The following is a 19,951-nucleotide window of genomic DNA, read 5'->3' as shown; positions in this document are numbered from 1 at the left end:
GCTATTCAGTAGCCATGTCAGGATTCGATACCAGCCAACCGATTACCGACGAGGCGTCCCTCGAGGACATCGACGAGACTGACGGCGCGACCAAGCCGAAGTCCGCCACACCTCCCGCTCAACCCGACGAGCTGGGCGACGCGACGCCCGGCCCGCGCTGACGCGCTCAGGCTTCCGTCACGAGGTGTATCAACGCCTCGGCGTCGGCGATGCTACGCAGCAGGTCGTTGAGATGGGTGCATGTGCTGGTGCCCTGTAATTCGCGGCGCACACGAAAGTGAAGTTCCTGCAACGTCATTCCGGTGATTCGCGCAGCACTGGCGACGGCTCCCGGGCATTCCTGCCACGGCAGCACTCGCGGTGTGGCCCGCGAATCGACGATGACGCCGGTCTGGGCGTCCACGACGGCGTCCAGGGTGTACTCATGGATGATCGTCTCCACCCCGTCGCTTCGCACGTAGGTGTCGCGGAACATCGCATCGATGCCGACTCGCCCGGTGCGTTCTTCGTAGACGTCGATGCGCCGCCTGCGGCGCATGGCGTGGCGCGGCAGCGCCCCCACTTCGTGCCAGGCCCAGGGGTCCCCAGGATCTGGGCCGTGGTCGAGGTCGGGAGCCTTTGGGCCGGTGACGATCACGGGATCGCCCGCCTCGAACGAAGTCATTAGCAGACCCCCGGTCGCGAAGCGGGCACACTGGTCTGCGACCGGCAGGTAGTATCCGGACTTCGCGACATCGCCGAGCAGGTTGGACGCCGACAGCGCGTGGCCGGAGATCAGCGTGGCGACGGGAACGTCATCGAGCAGGGTGTAGCGCAGGTCGCGGGCGTGCCGCAGCTCGGGAGCCACCACGTCGGCCGCGGCGCGGAACCCGCTCATCGCGGGTGCGCCCGCCAGTCGAGACATCGCGACGACGGCTGGCGTCACCTCGACGTGACGCACGACGCGGGCGACCAGCTCGATGGTGGCCGAGAGTGTCGCGGAGGCGAGTTCGGTCACCGTTTCGTCGCCGGCTGTCCACAGATCGCGCGCCCGCCCACTCAGATACACCGGGTCCAGCGAGCCCTCGTCGCGGGTCATGTCGATCGACGTGGTCTGGCGCGCGGATCGCGGCCGGCGCGGCGGATTGCCGGTCGTGGGGTCGTGCACGCCGTGCAGGGGATGAAGCCCGAATTGCGGAGAGCCCAGGTCCGTCACTGGATGGACTCTAACTCTCCTCGGCCGGTCGGAACGCGAACGTCACCAGCGACTGACCGTCGGCGGTCTCCAGGGTCGTGGTGGTCGAGACCAGGCGCTGACCGATCCGCAGTTCGTCGGCGGTCGCGTCGACGATCAGCGTCTCCACCAGAACGCCCTCGGCCAGCTCGACGAAGCCCACCACATACGGCTGGAACACCTTCAAATCCCGATTGCCCTTGTAGGGCAGCGGTGGCGGGAACTCCTGCGTCGTATAGGTGTACAACGTTCCGGCGGTGGACAATTCGATCGACTCGATGTCCTGCTGAATTTCAGGGTCACCGTCGAACAGCTCGGGCCGCTCTGCAGGGAACTTCACCGCACCCGACGAACGCCTGCGCGACGCGAACAGCACCGCACGGCCGCCGTCGACCCGGAACAGTCCCTCAGTGATCAGTGCGGTCATCTCAGGCCACCTCAATGACCATCGCGGCACCCATACCACCGCCGGCGCACATCGAGAGCACGCCGATACCCCCACCGCGCCTGCGCAATTCGTAGATCGCCGAGGTGACCATGCGGGCGCCGGTTGCGGCGATCGGGTGGCCCAGGCTGATGCCCGAGCCGTAGACGTTGACGATCTCCTCGTCGAGACCGAGTTCGCGCGCACACGCCACCGCCTGAGCGGCGAACGCCTCGTTGATTTCGAATAGTGCGACATCCTCGAGCTTGCGGCCCGCCAACTCGAGCGCCTTCGGGATAGCTTTGATCGGCCCGCTGCCGGTCCGCGTCGGGTCCAGTCCGACCTGCGTCCAGGAAAGCACGCTTGCCAGCACCTCCCGCTGGGTGTCCGGGCTGGCCAGCGCGACCGCTGCCGCTGCGTCGTTGATCCCGGAGGAGTTTCCTGCCGTCACGGTGAAGCCTTCGATCTCAGGATGCAGCACCTTCAGCCCGGCAAGCGACTCCATCGAACTCCCGCGCCGTGGATGCTCGTCCTCGGCGAAGGTAATCACGCTGCCGCCGGCCTGGGGCACCTGGAGCGGGATGATCTCGTCGGTGAACGCCCCAGCGTCGATGGCCTTGATCGCACGCTGGTGGCTGCGCAGCGCCCACTTGTCCTGGTCCTCGCGGGTGATCCCGTACTGAAGGTTGCAGTTGTGCGCGACGGTGATGGACATGTCCATAGCGGGCGCTTCCGCAGTCGGCGGATGCGACTCGGGGAACCACTGCGCATAGTCCTCGGGCGACTTGCCTGTGGTGAAGAGCTTGCGCTTCTGCATGATTGGGCCGGTCGACAGCGACTCCATACCGCCGGCCAGGATGGCGCGGCTCATCCCGGACGCGATCTGCCCGGCGCCCACGGCGATGGCCGAAAGACTCGATGCGCACTGGCGGTTCACGGCGAGCCCGGGAATGTCGAGCATGCCGAGGGCCACCGCGATGTAGCGGGCACTGTCGCCGCCGCCCTGCATGCTCTCGGCCAGCACCAGGTCGTCGAAGTCCGCCGCGTCCAGTCCGGAGCGTTCGACGACGGCCTGCACGACGGGTTTGGCGAGCTCGATCGCGGGCATGTTGGCCAGCGTGCCCTTGCGCGCCGTTCCGATCGGTGTGCGGGCAGCGGCCACGATCGCTGCGCGGGACGTGGTGGTGGCCATGTGTCTCCCAAGTCGTCAGAGTTGACGGGCTGCTTGCCCGACGAGCGAGGCCAGTCTATACCGTTAAATAGATATCGGTATATCGGCGCAGGCGACGTTGGGAGCAGCGATGAAGTTGATCAGGTCCGTGGACGATGCACTCGCGACGATCGGTGAGGAACTGGGCGTCAGCCGGTGGGTGGAAATCGACCAGAGCCGGATCGACGCCTTCGCCGACGTCACGATGGATCATCAGTGGATCCACGTCGACGTCGAGAAGGCCAAGGCCGAAAGTCCTTACGGCGCAACGATCGCGCACGGCTTTCTCACGCTCTCGCTCATCCCCGGTGTGAGCAAGGACAACTACCGCGTCGAGAACGCCAAGATGGGTATCAACTACGGCCTGAACAAGGTGCGATTCCTGTCCGCGGTCACCGCCGGTAGCCGCATCCGAGTCCGGTCCGAGCTCGCCGACGCCACCAAGGTCGCCGACGACACCGTGAACCTGACCGTGCGACACACCGTCGAGATCGACGGAGTCGACAAACCGGCCGCCGTGGCCGAACTGATCGCTAGGTTCGTCTGGTGACCAGTGGCCCGTTCGACGGCAAAGCCGTCCTGACCGGAGCGGGTAAGTCGCAGGTCGGCCGCAGGCTGGGCCGGACGGGATTGGACCTCACCCTCGAGGCGGTGCTGCGGGCGATCGCCGACGCCGGGCTGAGCGTCGACGACGTAGACGGGATCGCCAGCTACCCGGGACCGGGTGTGCCGGACGCGGGATTCTCCGGTGCCACCGTCCAGGAGGTCCGCAACGCACTCGGACTGCGCTCCCGCTGGTACGTCTCGGCGATGGAGACAGCGGGGCAGATCGGGCCGGCAATCGAGGCCTGTATGGCGGTCACGCTCGGGCTGGCCAACCATGTCGTGGTGTATCGGTCGGTGTGGGAGTCCACCGCCGCGCAGCAGGCCGGCGGCGGCCGCGCCTCGGTGCTGTTCGGCGGCGGGGAATTGCCCCCGCACCTTGAGTGGATGGCGCCCTTTGGCGCACTGTCGGCGGCGAACTGGCTGGCGATGCCCGCTCAGCGCTATATGCACGACTTCGGTCTGACCCGCGAGCACCTCGGCCGCATCGCGATCAACGCCCGCACCAACGCCGGACTCAATCCCGATGCGATCTATCGCGAGCCGATGACGATGGACGACTACCTTGAAGCGCGGATGATCTCCGAGCCGCTGTGCCTCTACGACTGCGATGTGCCCTGCGACGGCGCCACCGCCGTGATCGTGTCGCGCCGTGACGCCGCCAATGGCCTGCCGCGACACCCGCTGACGGTGGAGTCCGTCGGGTCCGGGATGTTCGAGCGGGCGACCTGGGATCAGCGCTGCGACATCACCACGATGGCCGCGCACGATTCGGCGGCCACGCTGTGGGAGCACACCACCCTGACCCCCGCCGATGTCGACATGGCCCAGCTCTACGACGGCTTCTCCTTCCTGACCGTGATGTGGCTGGAAGCGATGGGCTTCTGCGAGCACGGCAAGGTCGGCGAGTTCGTCGGCGACGGTTCGGCTATCGCACTGGACGGTTCGCTGCCGATCAACACCAGTGGCGGGCAACTCTCCGGCGGTCGCCTGCACGGAATGGGCTTCCTGTGTGAGGCGTGTGTCCAGCTGTGGGGCGAGGGCGGCGACCGGCAGGCGCCCCGCACCCCCGAGGTGGTGGCCGTCGGTGTGGGCGGCGGGCCGGTGGCCGGATCGATGCTGCTGAGTAGCCGGTAACTCATGTCGAGGGCCGAAGTCGACGACATGACGCTCGGTGACATCGTGACCGACAACGCGGTCCGCTTCCCCGACGTCGTCGCCTACCGGTACGGCCAGCGCTCCGTGACCCACGCACAATTACGGGACCGGGCAGTCCGATTGGTGTCGGCCATGGCCGCGAACAGGGTAAAGCGCCAGGACCGCATCGCGGTGTTGAGCCGCAACAGCATCGAGTTCGGCGAACTGAACGCGGCCGCCCAACTTGGCGGAATCATCATGGCCACCATCAACTTTCGGCTTTCGCCACCCGAGATGGATGATGCGCTGCGGCGCGTCGCCCCGTCGATCGTGTTCTGCGCCGCCGAGTTCGTGCCGGTGATCGGCGATCTCATCGCGGGTGTGCCGTCGCCACCGATGTTGGTGGTCATCGGCGGACAGGCTCCGCCGGGGATCACGGGTTACGAACGATTTGTGGAGGAAGGCCGCAGTGGAGAGCCCGACTTCGTAGCCCGGCCGGACGACACCGCGTATCTGCTGTTCACCAGCGGCACGACCGGCGCATCCAAGTGCTGCATCCTCGGGCAGCGAGAGATGCGCCGGGTCGCATTCACCATGAACAACGAGATGCGTTGCGGCAGCGCCGATCGCGGGCTAATCAACATGCCAATGTTCCACTTCGGTGCGCTCGGGATTATCGGTGGACTGCATGCTCGCGGCGGAACCGTGGTGCTGCAGCAACAGTTCGACGCGGCCGATGCGGTGAGGCTGATCGCCGACGAGCGGATCACGGTGCTGCATCTGGCGCCGGTCATGCTCAGGGCGCTCCTTGATGAGGTGAGTGATCGCTTGGCGGTGGAATCGGTTCGCACGGTGGTCTATTCGGCTGCGCCGATGACCGCGGCCATTCTGCGGCGGGCACTCGCCGTGCTGCCGGACGCGGGCTTCCTCAACCTTTACGGACAGACGGAAGCCATTGTCTCTGGACTGCCCCGCGAACTGCACATCCTCGACGACCCCAACGCTGCCGAGCGGCTGAGCTCGGTTGGCTTCCCATTTCCCGACACCCGGGTACGTGTGGTCGATGCGGACGGTGGCGTCCTGCCCGTGGGGCAGGCAGGTGAGATCGTCGTGCGGTCCGACTCGATGTTCCGCGGCTACTGGCAGGACGAGGCGGCAACGCAGGCGACGCTGCGGGACGGGTGGTGTCGCACCGGCGACATGGGTCGACTGGACGGGCGCGGTCTGCTCTATCTGATGGACCGCAAGAAGGACGTGATCATCAGCGGCGGCGAGAACATTTATTCGCCCGAGGTCGAGGATGCGGTCAGTGCGGTTGTCGGAGTAGTCGCCTGCGCTGTCGTCGGGGTGCCCGACGACAAGTGGGGCGAGGCGGTCTGCGCGGTCGTGGTGCCGCGCAGCGGTGCGTCGCCGACGCTGGAAATGGTGCAAGAGGGGGTCCGGCAACGACTGGCGCGCTACAAGGTGCCTCGTCGACTGGTGCTGGTCGCCGAACTGCCTGTACTGGCCAGCGGCAAGGTGGACAAGAAGCGACTGCGCGCCGAGCTGAAGGCCGCCGCCGGCTGAGCTCCTATGCTCACGCTTCGCGCAAGAGCGAACGGCGCAACAGCTTGACCATCAACTCAGCGGCCTGCTCGTCGCTGTCCGGTCCGCTAGCCCCCGTCGGCTCGGACATCCGGCCCAGGACCGCCGCGAAGACCGCGCCTGCGACGTCGGCGTCGATCCCGGGCGGCAGGTCGACGGTGGACAACAACGCGGCAACCGCCTGGAAAATCGCGCCAATACCGTGGTCCACATCGGCGTTGGAGAGCTGTTCTGCGACCGTGCCGTCGAACCACGCCCGGATCACGCCGCGGTAGGTGCGATGGAATTGGACGTAGCCAAGCATCCATTCGGTCAGAGAATCCGCGGCCATGGCAGGCAGGGCGGCGGCGTGCTTCTCGATCTCGGCGACCGCTCGGCGGGTCAGCTCGGCCAGGATCTTGTCCTTGGTGCTGAAGTACCGGTACAAGGTCGCGCGGCTGACGTCGGCGGCGGCCGCGATCTCCGCCATGCCGATGGCGTAGTAGCCGCGTTCGGCGAACAACGTCGAACTGACCGACAGCACATCCTGCGGAATCGGCGATGCCGACGCCTCGACAGCCGCAGGTGTCGCCGCCGCATAGCCGAGGGCGCGGGGCGTGGTTCGTGCGCATCCGTCTCTTGCCGGTGCTAGCACCTGCAACATGTCGGCTGGGGTCTCGGGGAACAGCATCAGCTGCAATGCACCGGTCAACGACCACGTCACGGTCGCGCGAGCGGGCAAAGGGAACATGTTTCGGTACCTGTAGAGGTGAACCATGTGGGGGATCCGCCCGAGTGCTGCGGCCGCGTCGTCGGCTTCCAGATCCCGCAGGGGTGTCCGCCGCAGCCGATCGGTGACGGTCTGATGAAACTGGGCGGCGGCCGAACTGGCGTCGACGACGGCCAACCCGGTGGCCGTGCCGATGCCCGGAAACTCGGCGAACACCGCAGCGTGGGCGTCGTAGATATCCGCCCATTCGACGAGCCAGCGGTGCAGCGCGTTAATCCCGTCGGCCGTCGGGCCGAGTCCACCGAGGTGTTCGCCGTGTGCCAGCACATCACGCCCGGCCAGCGCGCTCAGTTCACCGAAGATCTCCTCCTTGCCGGCGAAGTATTGATAAACGGTGGCGCGGGAGGCGCGGGCCGCCTTGGCGATGGCGTCAAGCGAGGTGGCATGAAATCCATTGGCCAGGAAGACCTTCGCGGCGCACCCGAGTATCCGGTCGCGGGTGTGCAGACCACGGCGCCCCACGCCGGCATTGGTGGCGGGGGCGTAGCCGGGGCGCCGTAGCTTGTCGGGAGTGCGGGCCATGGGAGAAGTATTCCGCGCCGGCGCGGTCGTCATGGTGCCGACGGCGCTCCGGGCAGGTTGCGCTTGGCTTTGCCGGGATAGCCGAAGAACTTCTCGAAGTTGGCGTCGTTGATGGGTTGCGCGCTGTTGCGAGCAGCAGCAGACCGCAGCGCATCCAGGCGGGCCTGAGCCTTCTCGAGTGCTTCGACCGGGCCGGATTGTTGTAGGTCCTGGACGTTTCGCGCCGCCGCGGCGATCTCGATGCGCAGCCGTTCGCCCGCTTCGCCGAAGGTCAACAGGTCGTGGTCGTCTTCATCGACCTTGTCCCGGCCTGCGTCTTCGGCGGGTCGGTCCGTGGTTTCCATGTCGGCCCTCTCAACTGCTGGACGAATGTGGCGTGTGTCATATAGTCTGTGAGACGAACCGTCAGAAAACAAGACGATATGTCAGAAAAATATGGCCGATCGTCAGATGCGAAGGAGCATCATGCCGCTTCAGGATGACCACCAGATCGTGTCCGTTGATGACCACTTGGTCGAGCACCCACGCGTGTGGCAGGACCGGTTGCCGCAGAAATACCTCGAACAGGGCCCGCGCATCGTCGAGGACAACGGCATGCATCTGTGGCACTACGACGGGCAGGTCTTCCCGACCATCGGCCTGAACGCTGTGGCCGGTAAACCGCCCGAGGAGTGGGGCATGGACCCCGTCCGCTACGAGGACATGATTCCGGGCTGCTATGACCCGGTCGCCCGGGTCGCCGACATGGATCTCGACGGTGTGCAGTCAGCGTTGTGCTTCCCGTCGTTCCCCGGATTCGGCGGCGGCACGTTCCAGCGCGCGGACGACAAAGAGCTAGCCCTGCTGTGCGTCAAGGCGTGGAACGACTTCTACATCGACGAGTGGTGTGCGACCGCACCTGATCGCTACATCCCGCTGGCGATTCTGCCGACCTGGGACATCGATGCCTGCATCGCGGAGGCCGAGCGGGTGGCTGCCAAGGGCGCCAGGACCATTTCGTTCCCCGATAGTCCTGTGCCCCTTGGTCTCCCGTCGTTCCACTCAGACCACTGGGACGGACTGTGGCGGGTCTGCTCCGAGGCCAAGATGCCGGTCTCGCTGCACTTCGGCTCCGGCTCCTACGTGCCGGGCTTCTCGTTCTCGTCGGTCAAGCCGATCGCGGGTCAGATCACCGTGCCGGACGCCCCCTTTGCCGTGGCGACGGCGCTGTTCTCGACCAACCTGATGTGGAGCACCGTCGATCTGCTGTTCTCTGGCAAGCTCCAACAATTCCCCGAGCTGCAGATCTCGCTGGCCGAAGGCGGCATCGGTTGGGTGCCCTACATCCTGGAGCGCACCGACTATGTGTGGGAGCGGCACCGCTACTACCAGAAGATCGACTTCGACACCCGTCCGTCGGAGTTGTTCCGCAAGCACTTCTGGGGCTGCTTCATCGACGACGAGCACGGCCTGAAGAACCGGCACAGCATCGGCATCGACCGCATCATGCTCGAGATCGACTTCCCGCACAGCGACTCCAACTGGCCGAACTCGCGCAAGCGGGCCGCCGAGGTGCTCGCGGAGGTGCCCGACGACGAGTGCAAGCTGATCGTCGAGGAGAACGCCCGCCGGATGCTCAACTTCCCGCGGGTGAAAGCGGACGATCGGCAACTCGCCGGCGTCTAAAGTTTGCCTCGCGAGACCAGCTGTGCGGCAATGACATTGCGCTGGATCTCATTGGTGCCTTCGCCGACGATCATCAAAGGTGCGTCGCGGAAGTAGCGCTCGACGTCGTATTCGGTGGAATAGCCGTAGCCACCGTGGATTCGGACGGCGTTGAGCGCGATTTCCATGGCAGCCTCCGACGCGAAGAGCTTGGCCATCCCGGCCTCCATGTCGCAGCGTTCGCCGCTGTCGTAGCGTTCGGCGGCGTAGCGGGTGAGTTGGCGGGCGGCGGTCAGTTTGGTGGCCATGTCAGCCAGGTAGTTTCCGACTGATTGGTGCTTCCAGATCGGTTGGCCAAAGCTCTCCCGCTCCTGTGCGTATTTCAGCGCGTCCTCGAGTGCTGCGCTTGCCACCCCCAGTGCCCGCGAGGCCACCTGAATACGGCCCGTTTCAAGGCCTTTCATCATCTGGGCGAATCCTTTGCCCGGCTCGTCGCCGAGGACTGCCGAAGTCGGTACCCGGCAGTCGTCGAACGACAATTCGCAACTCTCCACGCCCTTGTAGCCCAGCTTGGGCAGGTCGCGTGAGACGGTCAGACCCTGACCGTGTTCGACCAGGACTATCGAGATGCCCCTATGGCGTGGCTCGGCTTGTGGATCGGTCTTGCACAACAGTGCGATGAGGCCGGACCTACGCGCGTTACTGATCCAGGTCTTCGCGCCGTTGATCACCAGCTCGTTGCCCTCGGCTCGTGCGGTGGTCGTCATCGCCTGCAGGTCGGAGCCGCCACCGGGTTCGGTGAGCGCCATCGTGGCACGCATCTCCCCGCTCGCCATGCGTGGCAAGTACTTCTGTTTCTGCTGCTCGGTGCCGTACAACGAGATCAGCGTCGCGACCACGGTGTGTCCGCCCATCGCGCCGGCCAGGCTCATCCAGCCGCGGGCCAGTTCCTCGGTCACTTGCACATAGCAGGGCATCGACACCGGCGAACCGCCGTATTCCTCTGGCACCGCAAGCCCAAAAATCCCGATGCGTTTCATCTGCTCGATCCACGCTTCCGGGTACTCATTCGCGTGCTCGACTGCGCGGACCGTGGGCCTGACGTCGCGGTCGATAAAGGTTCGTACCGTTTCGACCAGCATGGTCTCTTCCTCAGTGAGCGAAGATGTCATCGCAGTGTCCCTTTGCTGGATACGACCGTCAGAATAGGGGGAACGCGCCGTGATGGATAGTCCTCAATCCGCACGAACCGAGCATATATGCCCGCCCTTATAGATTGACACTACTGTTAGAAGCGGCATCGGGCGTCCGGTCGTTCGAAAATAGTTAAAGCTTTAGTCTTATGCTGACAGCTGGACGAACCGTCCGGCTGAGAACGGTCGAGCAAAGGGAGGTCCTATGAAAGTCCGCCTCGAACAGTCGAAGTGCGTGGGTCATGCCCAGTGCTACGCCGTCGACCCGGAGTTGTTCCCGATCGACGACTCCGGCTACTCCATCCTCCGGGAGCGCGAGGTGCGGCCGGAAGACGAGCAGGCCACAAAGGACGGGGTTGCCGCATGCCCCGAACTCGCACTCATCCTTGAAGACGGCTGATCGGCGTGCTTGCCAATCGGCCACGCTAACCGGCACACTCAGACATAGTTAACCAAGTTCACTTTGTGGAGTGTCATGCATACAGCTGATTGGCGTAGCCGGCTCGAATTGCTTCTCGCCGACTTCCGTCGTCGCCGGGCGGACGCCGCGCGGTCAGGTACCAAGCCTGACCGCATCGAGGTGGCCCGGGCCTGGCACGCCGAACTCGTCGATCACGGGCTGGCCGCCCCGGGGTGGCCGCGCGAGGTCGGTGGGCTGGACCTGCCGCTGGCCGATCAGCTGGATTACTACCGGATGACCACGGAAGCGGGTGCACCGCCGCATCCGTGTCCGCTGTCATTCATCCTGGCCCCGACGCTGATCGCGCACGGCACGCAGCAGCAAAAGGATCGATTCCTGACGCCGTTGCTTCGCGCGGATGAGTTCTGGTGCCAAGGGTTTTCCGAGCCCGGAGCCGGCAGTGACCTGTCGTCACTGTCCACCCGGGCGGTCCGCGACGGCGATGTGTATCGGGTGACGGGCCAGAAGGTCTGGACCACGATGGCCGACCGCGCCGACTGGATGTTCGCCCTGGTGCGGACGGGTTCGGGGGACAAGCCCTCCGACGGCATCACCTATCTGCTGATCCCGATGAACAGCCCGGGGATTACGGTGCGTCCGCTGCGCGACATCAGCGGCGCCGCGCACTTCGCCGAGGTCTTCTTCGACGACGTGGCGGTGCCGGTCGAGAACGTCGTCGGCGAGGAGGGTGCCGGCTGGTCGATCATGCGAACGTCGCTGGGCCACGAGCGGGCGACTGCGTTTCTGGCCGACGAGTTCAAGTACCGCCGCACGGTCGACCGGGTGATCGATCTCGTTGTCTCCCAAGGGCTCGACACCAACCCAATGGTTCGCCAGGACGTCGCGCGGCTGGAATCTGGGGTTCGCACCATCGCCGCCAACAGCGCCCGCGCATTGGCCGCGGTGCTGCGCGGCGAGGATCCGGGCGGTGTGGCTTCGGTGAACCGGTTGGTGAAATCGGAGTTCGAGCAGCATATGCACGCGCTCGCCCTGCGCGCAGCGGGTCCTTATGCAGCGCTGGGCAGCCGGGCATCCGACGCCGTCGATAACGGGCGCTGGACGTTCGGCTACCTGATGAGCCGGGCGACCACGATCGGCGCGGGTACCGCCGAGATTCAGCGCAATACCATCGCCGAGGGTGTCCTCGGGCTGCCGTCGCACCGAGGCGAGGGCAGCCGCGCAGCCGCCATTGCGCCTGGCGCACCACTGGCCACGCCCGAGGAGGATGAACGCGAGCTTCGCGAGGTGTTGGCGGCCGCACTGCAGGCCACGGTGGACGAAGCGGCATTGCTCGACCGCAAGCGTCCCATCGATACAGCAGAGCCCGAAGTGTGGTCGGCGCTCACCGAATTCGGTCTACCAGGTCTCTCAGTCGAGGAATCCCTTGGCGGAGCGGGCGCCCGACCACGTCTGCTGTACGCCGCCATCGAGGAGGCCGCGAGGGCGTTGGCACCTGCGCCGCTCGTTCCGACGGTCATCGCACTCGGCGTCGCGTTCCAGTGTGGCGCAAAGGCTTTGGTGCAGCGAATCACCGCCGGCGCGGCGGCGGCATTCGCCGTGCCCGTCGACGACAGTGGCTGGGTGACCAGCGGTCCCGTTTTACCCGAGTGGGATGGGTCGGGTCTTTCCGGTGTGATCCCGATCGTGGCAGGGGCGCCGAACGTCGAGGTTCTGGTGGTGCTGGCTCGCGTCGCCGACGGCGTCGGTGAGCTTCTCGTGGCGGTCGACGCCACGGCAGAAGGCGTCGACGTGACGGCTCAGCAACCGCTCGATATGACCGCGACCATCGGCTCGGTGACCTTCACCGCGGCCGCGGGTGAGGTGGTCGCCGACGGAAACGACGTGGCTCGAGTGCTGAGCACGGCTCGCCGTCAGGCGGTGTTAGCCGTGGCGGCGGATTCCATTGGTGTTGCTTCGCGCGCGCTAGCGATGGCCGTTCAGTGGGCAGGCGAACGGCAACAGTTCGGCCGCGCCATCGGCAGCTTTCAGGCGGTGTCGCACCGATGCGCGGACATGTTGGTCGCCCTCGAAGGCGCCCGCAGCCAAGTGCTCGCGGCCGCCGAAGTTGACCTCGAGAAGTCGGGGTACATCGCGGATTTGGCCGCCGCGGCCGCGCTCGACGCCGGGGTGATGGCCACCGAGGGTGCGTTGCAGATCCACGGCGGCATCGGGTTCACCTGGGAGCATCCCAGTCATCTGCTGCTACGCCGCGCCAAGGCTAACGCCGTGTTGGTCGGCCGTGCCGACGCGCTGCGAGACCACGCCGCCGGCGAACTGCTGGCGCTGAGCCGCTAATACGTCACATCGAACAGGAAGACGGCAACGTGGAATACGGAATGGGTGCCGAAATGGAGGCCTTCCGCGCCGAAGTACGGGCGTTCATTGCCGAGCATGCACCGCCCATCCCACCACGAGCGGGCGTGCGGAGCGCCGAGAATAAAGCTGAACTCAAGGCACTTCAAGAATGGACGGCGCGCCTGTTCGAAGCCGGTTACGTCGGCGCGGACTGGCCGGTCGAGTTCGGTGGTCGCGACGATCGCTCCGCTGAACACGCCATCGTGGTGAGCGAGGAATTGGCCCGGGCCGCGGTGCCGGGCGTGCCGAGCGGCAACGCGCTGGCATCGCATGCGCTGATCCACTACGGCACCGATGAGCAGCGGCGCAGGCACTTGCCCGAGATTCGCGCGGGTCGACAGCTGTGGTGTCAGTTGTTCAGCGAACCGGGCGCGGGAAGCGACCTGGCGTCGTTGCGCACCCGGGCGGTGCTCGACGGTGATACCTACACCGTCAACGGGCAGAAGGTGTGGACCACCGACGGGCACTGGGCCGATTACGGATATCTGTTGGCGCGCACCGATTCCGACGCCCCCAAGCACAAAGGCATCAGTGCGTTCATCCTCGACATGTCGAGCCCCGGCGTCACGGTTCGGCCATTGCGCGAGTTGACCGGCACTTCTGACTTCAACGAAGTCTTCTTCGATTCCGTCGAGGTACCTGCCGAGGCGATGATCGGAGAACCAGGACAGGGCTGGGCCATCGCGAACGCCACGTTGGGGCACGAACGCACCAGCGTCGGCGCCGCGGTCGTCAAATTGAGGTTGGCGATCGACAGACTTGTCACACTCGCCTCGCAGGTCAACCTCGACGGTCGTCCAGCGATCGATAGCGATCGGGTACGTGATCGCATCGGCGAGTTCAGCGCTGAGGTGGAGGCGCTGTCGGCGCTGACGTACGCCAACCTCACGCGGTGGCTGCGTGGCACCGAACGCATGCACGACGGCGCGATGGCCAAGTTGATGTTCAGCGAGCTGAATCTCGAGATGGCCAGCTTCGCAGTCGAACTCGGCGGTGAGGCAGGCATGTTGGTGGAGGGCGACCCGGGCGCGCTCGACGGCGGCCGTTGGCAGGACGAGTGGCTGTACGCCCGGGCTTACACGATCGCAGGCGGCAGTTCGGAGATCATGCGCAACCTGATCGCCGAGCGGGGCTTGGCACTGCCGCGGGATCGGCGCTGAATGTCAGGCGCCGAGCAGTGCCGCGCGGTGTTCTGCGACGCTCCCGTTGAAGGCCTCGTCGACCTTGATCCGGCGCAGGAAGAGATGCAGATCGTGTTCCCAGGTGAATCCGATGCCGCCGTGCACTTGCAGCGCCGTTCCGGCCACCTTCGCGGCAGCGGACTTGGTGTATGCCGCCGCCGCGGACGCGGCCCGGGACCGCGCAGCGACGGGTGCGGTGTCCAGCGCGAGAGCCCCGGCCCACAAGGTGGCCCGGCCGGCCTCCACCGCGACGGCCATGTCGGCGCAGTGATGCTTGACGGCCTGGAACGAGCCGATCGGCGCGCCGAACTGTTCCCGCTGGCCGGCGTAAGACACCGTCATATCGAGCAGCCGGGCTGCCGCGCCCAACGCGTCGAACGCCCGGTGCACCGCGAGAGCGTCGCGCAGCAAGGCCAGCGTGCCGGGTGGCAGCGGCTTCCATTCCGCGATCGTCGCGTCGAGGTCCAGCCGCGCCCACGAACGGCTCAGGTCGAGGGTCGACATCACCGACAACGTCGGGGCACTGAGGACCGTCACGTATTCGCCATCGCCCACCTGCCCTGCCACCGCGATGGAGTCCATGTCGGCGGCCATCGGCACCGGACGGGTGACGCCTGTCAGCCGCAGCGCATCGCCATCGAGAGCGGCGTCAGGACCGAGCGCCACTCCTGTCAGCTCGCAGTCTTCGGTGGGGCAGTCGACGCAGTCGAGCAGCCACGCCGCAATGTTCAGATCCGCGACCGGCAGCGAGCTCCCCGCGTATCCATGCTGCTCCGTCACGACGGCGAGATCTACATGCGTGCCGCCTATTTCGTGAGTGAGCAGCTCCAGAAGACCCGATTCTGCCGCGTGCGCGACGACCGCGGAATCTACCGTGACCGCAGCCGAGTCCAGCGTTTCGCGGACCCTGGCGATGGGGTCGTGCTTGGTAAGCCAGGCGCGCTCCGCCGCGGCGAGTTGGTCCTGTTCGTCGGTCAAGCCGAAGTCCATCGATGGCCCTTCTACTAAGTTGACCTAGTAAACCATGTCCTCTAGGTTCAGATGACGGGCTTTCGCCGCGAGGGCCGATTTGGAAAGTGACGATGACGAGCATCGACAACGCGCTGGGACGGCTTTGGGACGCCAACGACCACGACCGCATGCTGGAGTGCGACGGACGCTGGACGTCGTGGGGTTCCGTTAGGTCGCTCACCGAGCGGATCGACCAGGAACTGACTGCCGCGGGATGTCAAGCCGGCGGGCGGGTAGCCGTCGTGCTCTCCAATCGGATGGAGTCCGTCGCGGCGCTCATCGCGATCTTCCGCGGGAGACGCACGCTGGTGACCATCAGTCCGCTGCAGCCGCCGGACCGGCTGAGTGACGATCTTGCGGCGTCCGGCGTCGCGTATGTCCTTGCGCCGGCCGCATTATGGTCCGAAGACGTCTTCAGCCGTGCCGTCACCGATCTGGGGGCGACCGGTTGGCGTCTCGACGACGGCGAACTGGCTCTCCAGGTAAAGGGCACGACGCAGGCCGTCAGCGGCGACGCGGCGATCGCAATCGAGATGCTGACCTCGGGCACGACGGGCGCTCCCAAGCGCATCCCCCTGACCCGTGCGCAACTGGAGGCCTCGATCGCGTCGGCGCTGCAGCACAACGACCGCGCCGATGCCAAGCCCAAACCTCCGCTGTCGGGCACCGTGGGCCTGGTGACGTTGCCCATCGTGCACATCGGCGGGCTGTGGTCGTTGTTGCAGTCGCTGGTCGCGGCACGCCCGATCGCGATGCTCGATCGATTCACGGTGCCGGGCTGGCACGCCGTGGTGAAGCAGTATCGGCCCGCGGTGGCAGGACTGCCCCCGGCGGCCATGCGATCGGTGCTCGACTCCGACATCCCCCGCCAAGATTTGGCGAGCATCCGCGCCATCAATGCGGGGACAGCCGCCGTCGACCCGGCATTGGTTGATGCGTTTTTCGAGCGGTACGGCATCCCGATCCTCGTCGTCTACGGCGCGACGGAGTTCTCCGGCGCGGTGGCCGGGTGGACCGTCAAGGACTTCCACGCGCGATGGGCCGACAAAAAAGGCAGCGTCGGGCGTGCCTTTCCCGGCGTGCGGTTGCGAGTCGTAGACGAGGACGGCGCCGTCCTTGGCGCCAACGAGGGCGGCAGGCTGCAGGTCGCCACGCCGCAGGCCGGTCAAGCCGGTGACTGGGTCACCACCAGTGACCTGGCGCATCTCGACGAAGACGGTTTCCTCTACATCGACGGTCGCGCGGACGACGTGATCGTGCGGGGCGGTTTCAAGGTGTCACCCGAGACCGTGGTCCGGGCGCTGCGTGCGCACCCGGCCGTCGCAGATGCCGCCATCGCGCCCGTGCCCGATCAGCGGTTGGGCCAGATTCCGGTTGCCGCAGTCGAATTGCGTCCCGGGGCGGCCATCGAAGGCGAGGAGCTGCGCGAGCACTGCCGGGCGACGCTGACGCCCTATGAGGTGCCCGCTCGCGTCTTCGTAGTCGACGAGTTGCCGCGCGGAGCGGCGCTCAAGGTCGACCGGCGCAGGCTGCTCACGATGTTCGACGAGCTCGGCGCGAGCACTGTCCAACCAGCCGGTGCAGGCTAAAACGCCTATCAGGCAACCATCGACTTGGAGAGGAACCGTAGTGACCGAAACTGCGACCGACGTGGCGAGCTTGGCGGCCAGCGTGGAGCTGCGCGGCAACGTCTCGTTGATCACCATCAATCGGCCTGACGCGCGCAACGCCGTTAACGGGGCGGTGAGCACGGCCGTGGGTGACGCGCTCGAGGAGGCGCAGCGCGATCCCGAGGTGCGGGCGGTCGTCATCACCGGTGCCGGCGAGAAGTCATTCTGTGCCGGAGCCGATCTCAAGGCCGTCTCGCGCGGCGAGAATCTCTACCACGCGGAGCACCCTGAATGGGGCTTCGCCGGCTACGTGCATCACTTCATCGACAAACCCACAATCGCCGCAGTGAACGGCACCGCGCTCGGCGGCGGCTCAGAGCTCGCCCTGGCCAGCGATCTGGTGATCGCCTGCCAGAGCGCAACTTTCGGGCTGCCCGAGGTGAAACGCGGCCTGATCGCAGGGGCGGGCGGCGTGTTCCGGATCGTCGAACAGCTGCCACGCAAGGTCGCGTTGGAGCTGGTGTTGACAGGTGAGCCCATGTCCGCGGCCGACGCGCTGCGGTGGGGCCTGATCAATGAGGTCGTGCCGGACGGTACCGTCGTGGAAGCCGCCCTGGCACTCGCCGCGCGGATCACCTGCAACGCGCCGTTGTCGGTACAAGCCAGCAAACGAGTCGCCTACGGTGCAGACAACGGGATCATCGGCGCGGAGGAACCCAAGTGGGAGCGCACGACTCGCGAATTCACCGAGTTGTTGAAATCCGAAGACGCCAAGGAGGGCCCACGGGCCTTCGCTGAAAAGCGTCTCCCTGAATGGAAGGCACGTTGAGCATGGCGGAGAGCGTGGGACGCGTAGCAGGAAAAGTCGTTCTGATCACCGGGGGCGCCCGCAGCCAGGGCCGCAGCCACGCCGTCAAGCTGGCAGAGGAGGGCGCGGACGTCATCCTCTTTGACATCTGTCACGACATCGACACCAACGAGTACCCGCTGGCGACATCGCGCGATCTCGAGGAAGCCGGTCTGGAGGTGGAGAAGACCGGTCGCAAGGCGTACACCGCCGAAGTCGACGTCCGCGACCGGGCGGCCGTGAGCCGCGAACTAGCCAACGCGGTGGCCGAATTCGGCAAACTCGACGTAGTCATCGCCAACGCGGGCATCTGTCCGCTGGGTGCTCATCTGCCGGTTCAGGCCTTCGCCGATGCCTTCGACGTGGACTTCGTCGGCGTCGTCAACACGGTCCACGCCGCGCTCCCGTATCTGAAGTCGGGAGCGTCGATCATCACCACCGGATCGGTCGCCGGCCTCATCGCGGCCGCACAGCCCCCCGGGGCGGGCGGCCCGCAGGGCCCCGGCGGCGCAGGCTACAGCTACGCCAAGCAGCTGGTGGATTCCTACACTCTGCAGCTCGCCGCGCAACTGGCGCCCCAATCCATCCGCGCCAACGTCGTTCATCCCACAAACGTGAACACGTCGATGCTCAACAGTGCGCCGATGTACCGGCAGTTCCGGCCGGACCTCGAGGCGCCGAGCCGCGACGACGCCCTGCTGGCGTTCCCCGCCATGCAGGCGATGCCCACCCCGTACGTCGAAGCCTCGGACATCTCGAACGCGGTGTGCTTCCTGGCCTCTGACGAGTCCCGTTATGTGACGGGCCTGCAGTTCAAGGTCGACGCCGGCGCCATGCTGAAGTTCTAGGAGGACCGATGACCACCACCCAAAAGCCCGGTGCTGACGCGGGGGCGAGCGAAGCGACCGGGGATGATCTGGCCGCCGAAGAGGGCCGCATCACCGACGAGGACATCGAACGCGCCAAAGGGCAGATCGGAATTCCCGTTCACCAGCGCGACGAAGCGTGGCACAAGCTGCCGTCAGCCGATGCCATCACGCACTTCGCGTTCGGCTGCGGTGACGACAACCCGCTGTTCTACGATCCGGCCTACGGACCGACCACGCGCTGGCACGGACAGATCGCATCGCCGACCTTCCCGATAGCGACGGGCCTGGACCAAACCCCGAAATTCACCGACCCGGAGCGAAAGAAGCTGTTTCGCGGTCTGTTTCGCGGGACCGGGAAGTACTACTCGGGGGTGAAGTGGACGTGGTACCGCCCGATCTACGCGGGTCGGCCGGTGCTCGCGGAGAACTACACGCTCGACGTTCAGGTGAAGGACAGCGAATTCTCCGGTGGGCGTTCGGTCAAGGAGACTTACCGCTACCTCTACGTCGACATCGATGGCAACCCGATCGCGACCCGCGACGAGTCCTACATCAACGCCGAGCGTCACGGTTCGAAGAAGTCCGGCAAGCTCAAAGACATACAGCGCAAGCACTGGACTCCCGAGGAATTCGCCCAAGTCGAGGAAGAGTACGAGGCAGAACGACGGCGAGGCGCCGATCCGCAATGGTGGGAGGACATCTCGGTCGGCGACGAACTTCCCGGAATCATCAAGGGGCCGTTGACCGTCGTCGACATCATCTCGATGCACATGGGGTGGGGCTGGGGCGGTTACGGCGTGGGGCCATTGAAGTTTGCCCACCAACTGCGCAAGCGGATGCCCGCCTTCTACCAGCCCGATGAATATGGCGTCCCCGATGTCGTGCAACGACTGCACTGGGATGCCGCACGCGCTCAGGCCCTGGGTATTCCGGCGCCCTACGACTACGGACAGATGCGCGCAGCATGGGTGAGCCATTTGATCACCAACTGGATCGGCGACGACGGTTGGCTGGCCGAAATGGACCTGCAGCTGCGTGGCTTCAACTACCACGGCGACGTGCACCGGTGCACCGGCACGGTCACCGCGAAGGGTGACGGGCCCGATGACTTAGTGTCATTGGACGTCTTCGCCACCAGCCAGCGGAACGAAACCACCACACGGGGCACCGCCAAGGTGTTGCTGCCGTCGAAGACTTCCGGTGCGGTGGTGCTGCCGATCCCGGACGCCGACCTGCGAAGGCGGGGCGCGCAGGTCGTGTCGCGAGTGTTCGGCAAAGTCGGTGAAGAGATGCGACGACTGTATGGAGAGTGAGACCAC

General features: G+C 66.0%; 19 protein-coding genes. 12 read left to right on the top strand and 7 right to left on the bottom strand.

All coding sequences use genetic code 11. The features are described from left to right. Positions 1-14 precede the first annotated feature (14 nt). Complete coding sequence (locus AC5Y5O_RS20370; protein ID WP_165796519.1) at positions 15-161, top strand: hypothetical protein; 147 nt, start codon at positions 15-17, stop codon at positions 159-161. Between the two features lie 5 nt (positions 162-166). Here AC5Y5O_RS20370 and AC5Y5O_RS20365 read toward each other — a convergent pair whose 3' ends face one another. The 3 genes from AC5Y5O_RS20365 to AC5Y5O_RS20355 are packed head-to-tail and all read right to left on the bottom strand — an operon-like array spanning position 167 to position 2,829. Next, positions 167-1,195 (bottom strand): DUF2889 domain-containing protein, encoded by a 1,029-nt coding sequence (locus AC5Y5O_RS20365; protein WP_084163673.1) that lies wholly within the window; start codon positions 1,193-1,195, stop codon positions 167-169. 10 nt (positions 1,196-1,205) lie between these two features. Further along, positions 1,206-1,640 (bottom strand): Zn-ribbon domain-containing OB-fold protein, encoded by a 435-nt coding sequence (locus tag AC5Y5O_RS20360; RefSeq protein WP_036473731.1) that lies wholly within the window; start codon positions 1,638-1,640, stop codon positions 1,206-1,208. Between the two features lies 1 nt (position 1,641). Then, a complete protein-coding gene (locus AC5Y5O_RS20355) occupies positions 1,642-2,829 on the bottom strand; it encodes a thiolase family protein (protein WP_036473734.1) in 1,188 nt (395 codons plus the stop codon). Between the two features lie 109 nt (positions 2,830-2,938). Here AC5Y5O_RS20355 and AC5Y5O_RS20350 point away from each other — a divergent pair, with 109 nt between their 5' ends. Genes AC5Y5O_RS20350 through AC5Y5O_RS20340 form a run of 3 tightly spaced genes read left to right on the top strand, consistent with a single transcriptional unit; the run spans position 2,939 to position 6,153 of the window. Then, positions 2,939-3,397, top strand: coding sequence for a MaoC family dehydratase (locus tag AC5Y5O_RS20350; protein ID WP_036473736.1), 459 nt, complete (start codon positions 2,939-2,941; stop codon positions 3,395-3,397). After that, the gene (locus tag AC5Y5O_RS20345; RefSeq protein WP_036473738.1) at positions 3,394-4,587 is read left to right on the top strand and encodes a thiolase family protein; all 1,194 of its coding nucleotides are present in this window, start codon (positions 3,394-3,396) and stop codon (positions 4,585-4,587) included. The genes AC5Y5O_RS20350 and AC5Y5O_RS20345 overlap by 4 nt, the downstream gene beginning before the upstream one ends. Before the next feature lie 3 nt (positions 4,588-4,590). Next, positions 4,591-6,153, top strand: a complete 1,563-nt coding sequence (locus tag AC5Y5O_RS20340; RefSeq protein ID WP_036473740.1) for a class I adenylate-forming enzyme family protein — start codon at positions 4,591-4,593, stop codon at positions 6,151-6,153. 10 nt (positions 6,154-6,163) lie between these two features. On the opposite strand, the gene AC5Y5O_RS20335 is transcribed toward AC5Y5O_RS20340, so the two are convergent. Further along, the gene (locus tag AC5Y5O_RS20335; RefSeq protein ID WP_051641701.1) at positions 6,164-7,462 is read right to left on the bottom strand and encodes a TetR/AcrR family transcriptional regulator; all 1,299 of its coding nucleotides are present in this window, start codon (positions 7,460-7,462) and stop codon (positions 6,164-6,166) included. A 29-nt stretch (positions 7,463-7,491) separates the two neighbouring features. Then, positions 7,492-7,806: a hypothetical protein gene (locus AC5Y5O_RS20330; protein ID WP_036473744.1), complete on the bottom strand. Its 315-nt coding sequence runs from the start codon at positions 7,804-7,806 to the stop codon at positions 7,492-7,494. Positions 7,807-7,927: 121 nt separating this feature from the next. Here AC5Y5O_RS20330 and AC5Y5O_RS20325 point away from each other — a divergent pair, with 121 nt between their 5' ends. Further along, positions 7,928-9,127, top strand: a complete 1,200-nt coding sequence (locus AC5Y5O_RS20325; RefSeq protein WP_036473746.1) for an amidohydrolase family protein — start codon at positions 7,928-7,930, stop codon at positions 9,125-9,127. Here the strand turns inward: AC5Y5O_RS20325 and AC5Y5O_RS20320 are convergent. Continuing rightward, the gene (locus AC5Y5O_RS20320) at positions 9,124-10,278 is read right to left on the bottom strand and encodes an acyl-CoA dehydrogenase family protein (RefSeq protein ID WP_036473748.1); all 1,155 of its coding nucleotides are present in this window, start codon (positions 10,276-10,278) and stop codon (positions 9,124-9,126) included. The two genes, AC5Y5O_RS20325 and AC5Y5O_RS20320, sit on opposite strands and share 4 nt — an antisense overlap. Positions 10,279-10,504: 226 nt before the next feature. Between AC5Y5O_RS20320 and fdxE the strand changes: the two genes are divergently transcribed. From fdxE to AC5Y5O_RS20305, 3 genes are all read left to right on the top strand, one after another. Beyond that, complete coding sequence (gene fdxE / locus AC5Y5O_RS20315) at positions 10,505-10,699, top strand: ferredoxin FdxE (RefSeq protein ID WP_036473750.1); 195 nt, start codon at positions 10,505-10,507, stop codon at positions 10,697-10,699. Between the two features lie 75 nt (positions 10,700-10,774). Continuing rightward, positions 10,775-13,054, top strand: a complete 2,280-nt coding sequence (locus AC5Y5O_RS20310; protein WP_036473752.1) for an acyl-CoA dehydrogenase family protein — start codon at positions 10,775-10,777, stop codon at positions 13,052-13,054. A 29-nt stretch (positions 13,055-13,083) separates the two neighbouring features. Further along, entirely contained in the window at positions 13,084-14,274 is a 1,191-nt protein-coding gene (locus AC5Y5O_RS20305; RefSeq protein WP_036473754.1) for an acyl-CoA dehydrogenase family protein, read from the top strand. Positions 14,275-14,277: 3 nt separating this feature from the next. On the opposite strand, the gene AC5Y5O_RS20300 is transcribed toward AC5Y5O_RS20305, so the two are convergent. After that, positions 14,278-15,285 carry an acyl-CoA dehydrogenase family protein gene (locus AC5Y5O_RS20300; protein ID WP_036473756.1) on the bottom strand — a complete coding sequence of 336 codons (1,008 nt, stop codon included), beginning with the start codon at positions 15,283-15,285 and terminating at the stop codon, positions 14,278-14,280. Between the two features lie 92 nt (positions 15,286-15,377). Here AC5Y5O_RS20300 and AC5Y5O_RS20295 point away from each other — a divergent pair, with 92 nt between their 5' ends. From AC5Y5O_RS20295 to AC5Y5O_RS20280, 4 genes are read left to right on the top strand one after another with little or no spacing between them, the layout of a single operon-like run. After that, positions 15,378-16,895: a class I adenylate-forming enzyme family protein gene (locus AC5Y5O_RS20295; protein WP_036473758.1), complete on the top strand. Its 1,518-nt coding sequence runs from the start codon at positions 15,378-15,380 to the stop codon at positions 16,893-16,895. A gap of 40 nt (positions 16,896-16,935) precedes the next feature. Then, positions 16,936-17,745 carry an enoyl-CoA hydratase-related protein gene (locus AC5Y5O_RS20290; protein ID WP_036473760.1) on the top strand — a complete coding sequence of 270 codons (810 nt, stop codon included), beginning with the start codon at positions 16,936-16,938 and terminating at the stop codon, positions 17,743-17,745. Positions 17,746-17,759: 14 nt separating this feature from the next. Beyond that, entirely contained in the window at positions 17,760-18,611 is an 852-nt protein-coding gene (locus AC5Y5O_RS20285; protein ID WP_036474138.1) for a mycofactocin-coupled SDR family oxidoreductase, read from the top strand. An 8-nt stretch (positions 18,612-18,619) separates the two neighbouring features. Further along, positions 18,620-19,945 carry an FAS1-like dehydratase domain-containing protein gene (locus AC5Y5O_RS20280; protein ID WP_036473761.1) on the top strand — a complete coding sequence of 442 codons (1,326 nt, stop codon included), beginning with the start codon at positions 18,620-18,622 and terminating at the stop codon, positions 19,943-19,945. Positions 19,946-19,951 lie beyond the last annotated feature (6 nt).

This window comes from Mycobacterium sp. NGS40 (genome assembly GCF_059812735.1).
Note: the sequence above shows the minus strand (reverse complement) of the source record. Positions and strands in the feature narration are given on the sequence as shown.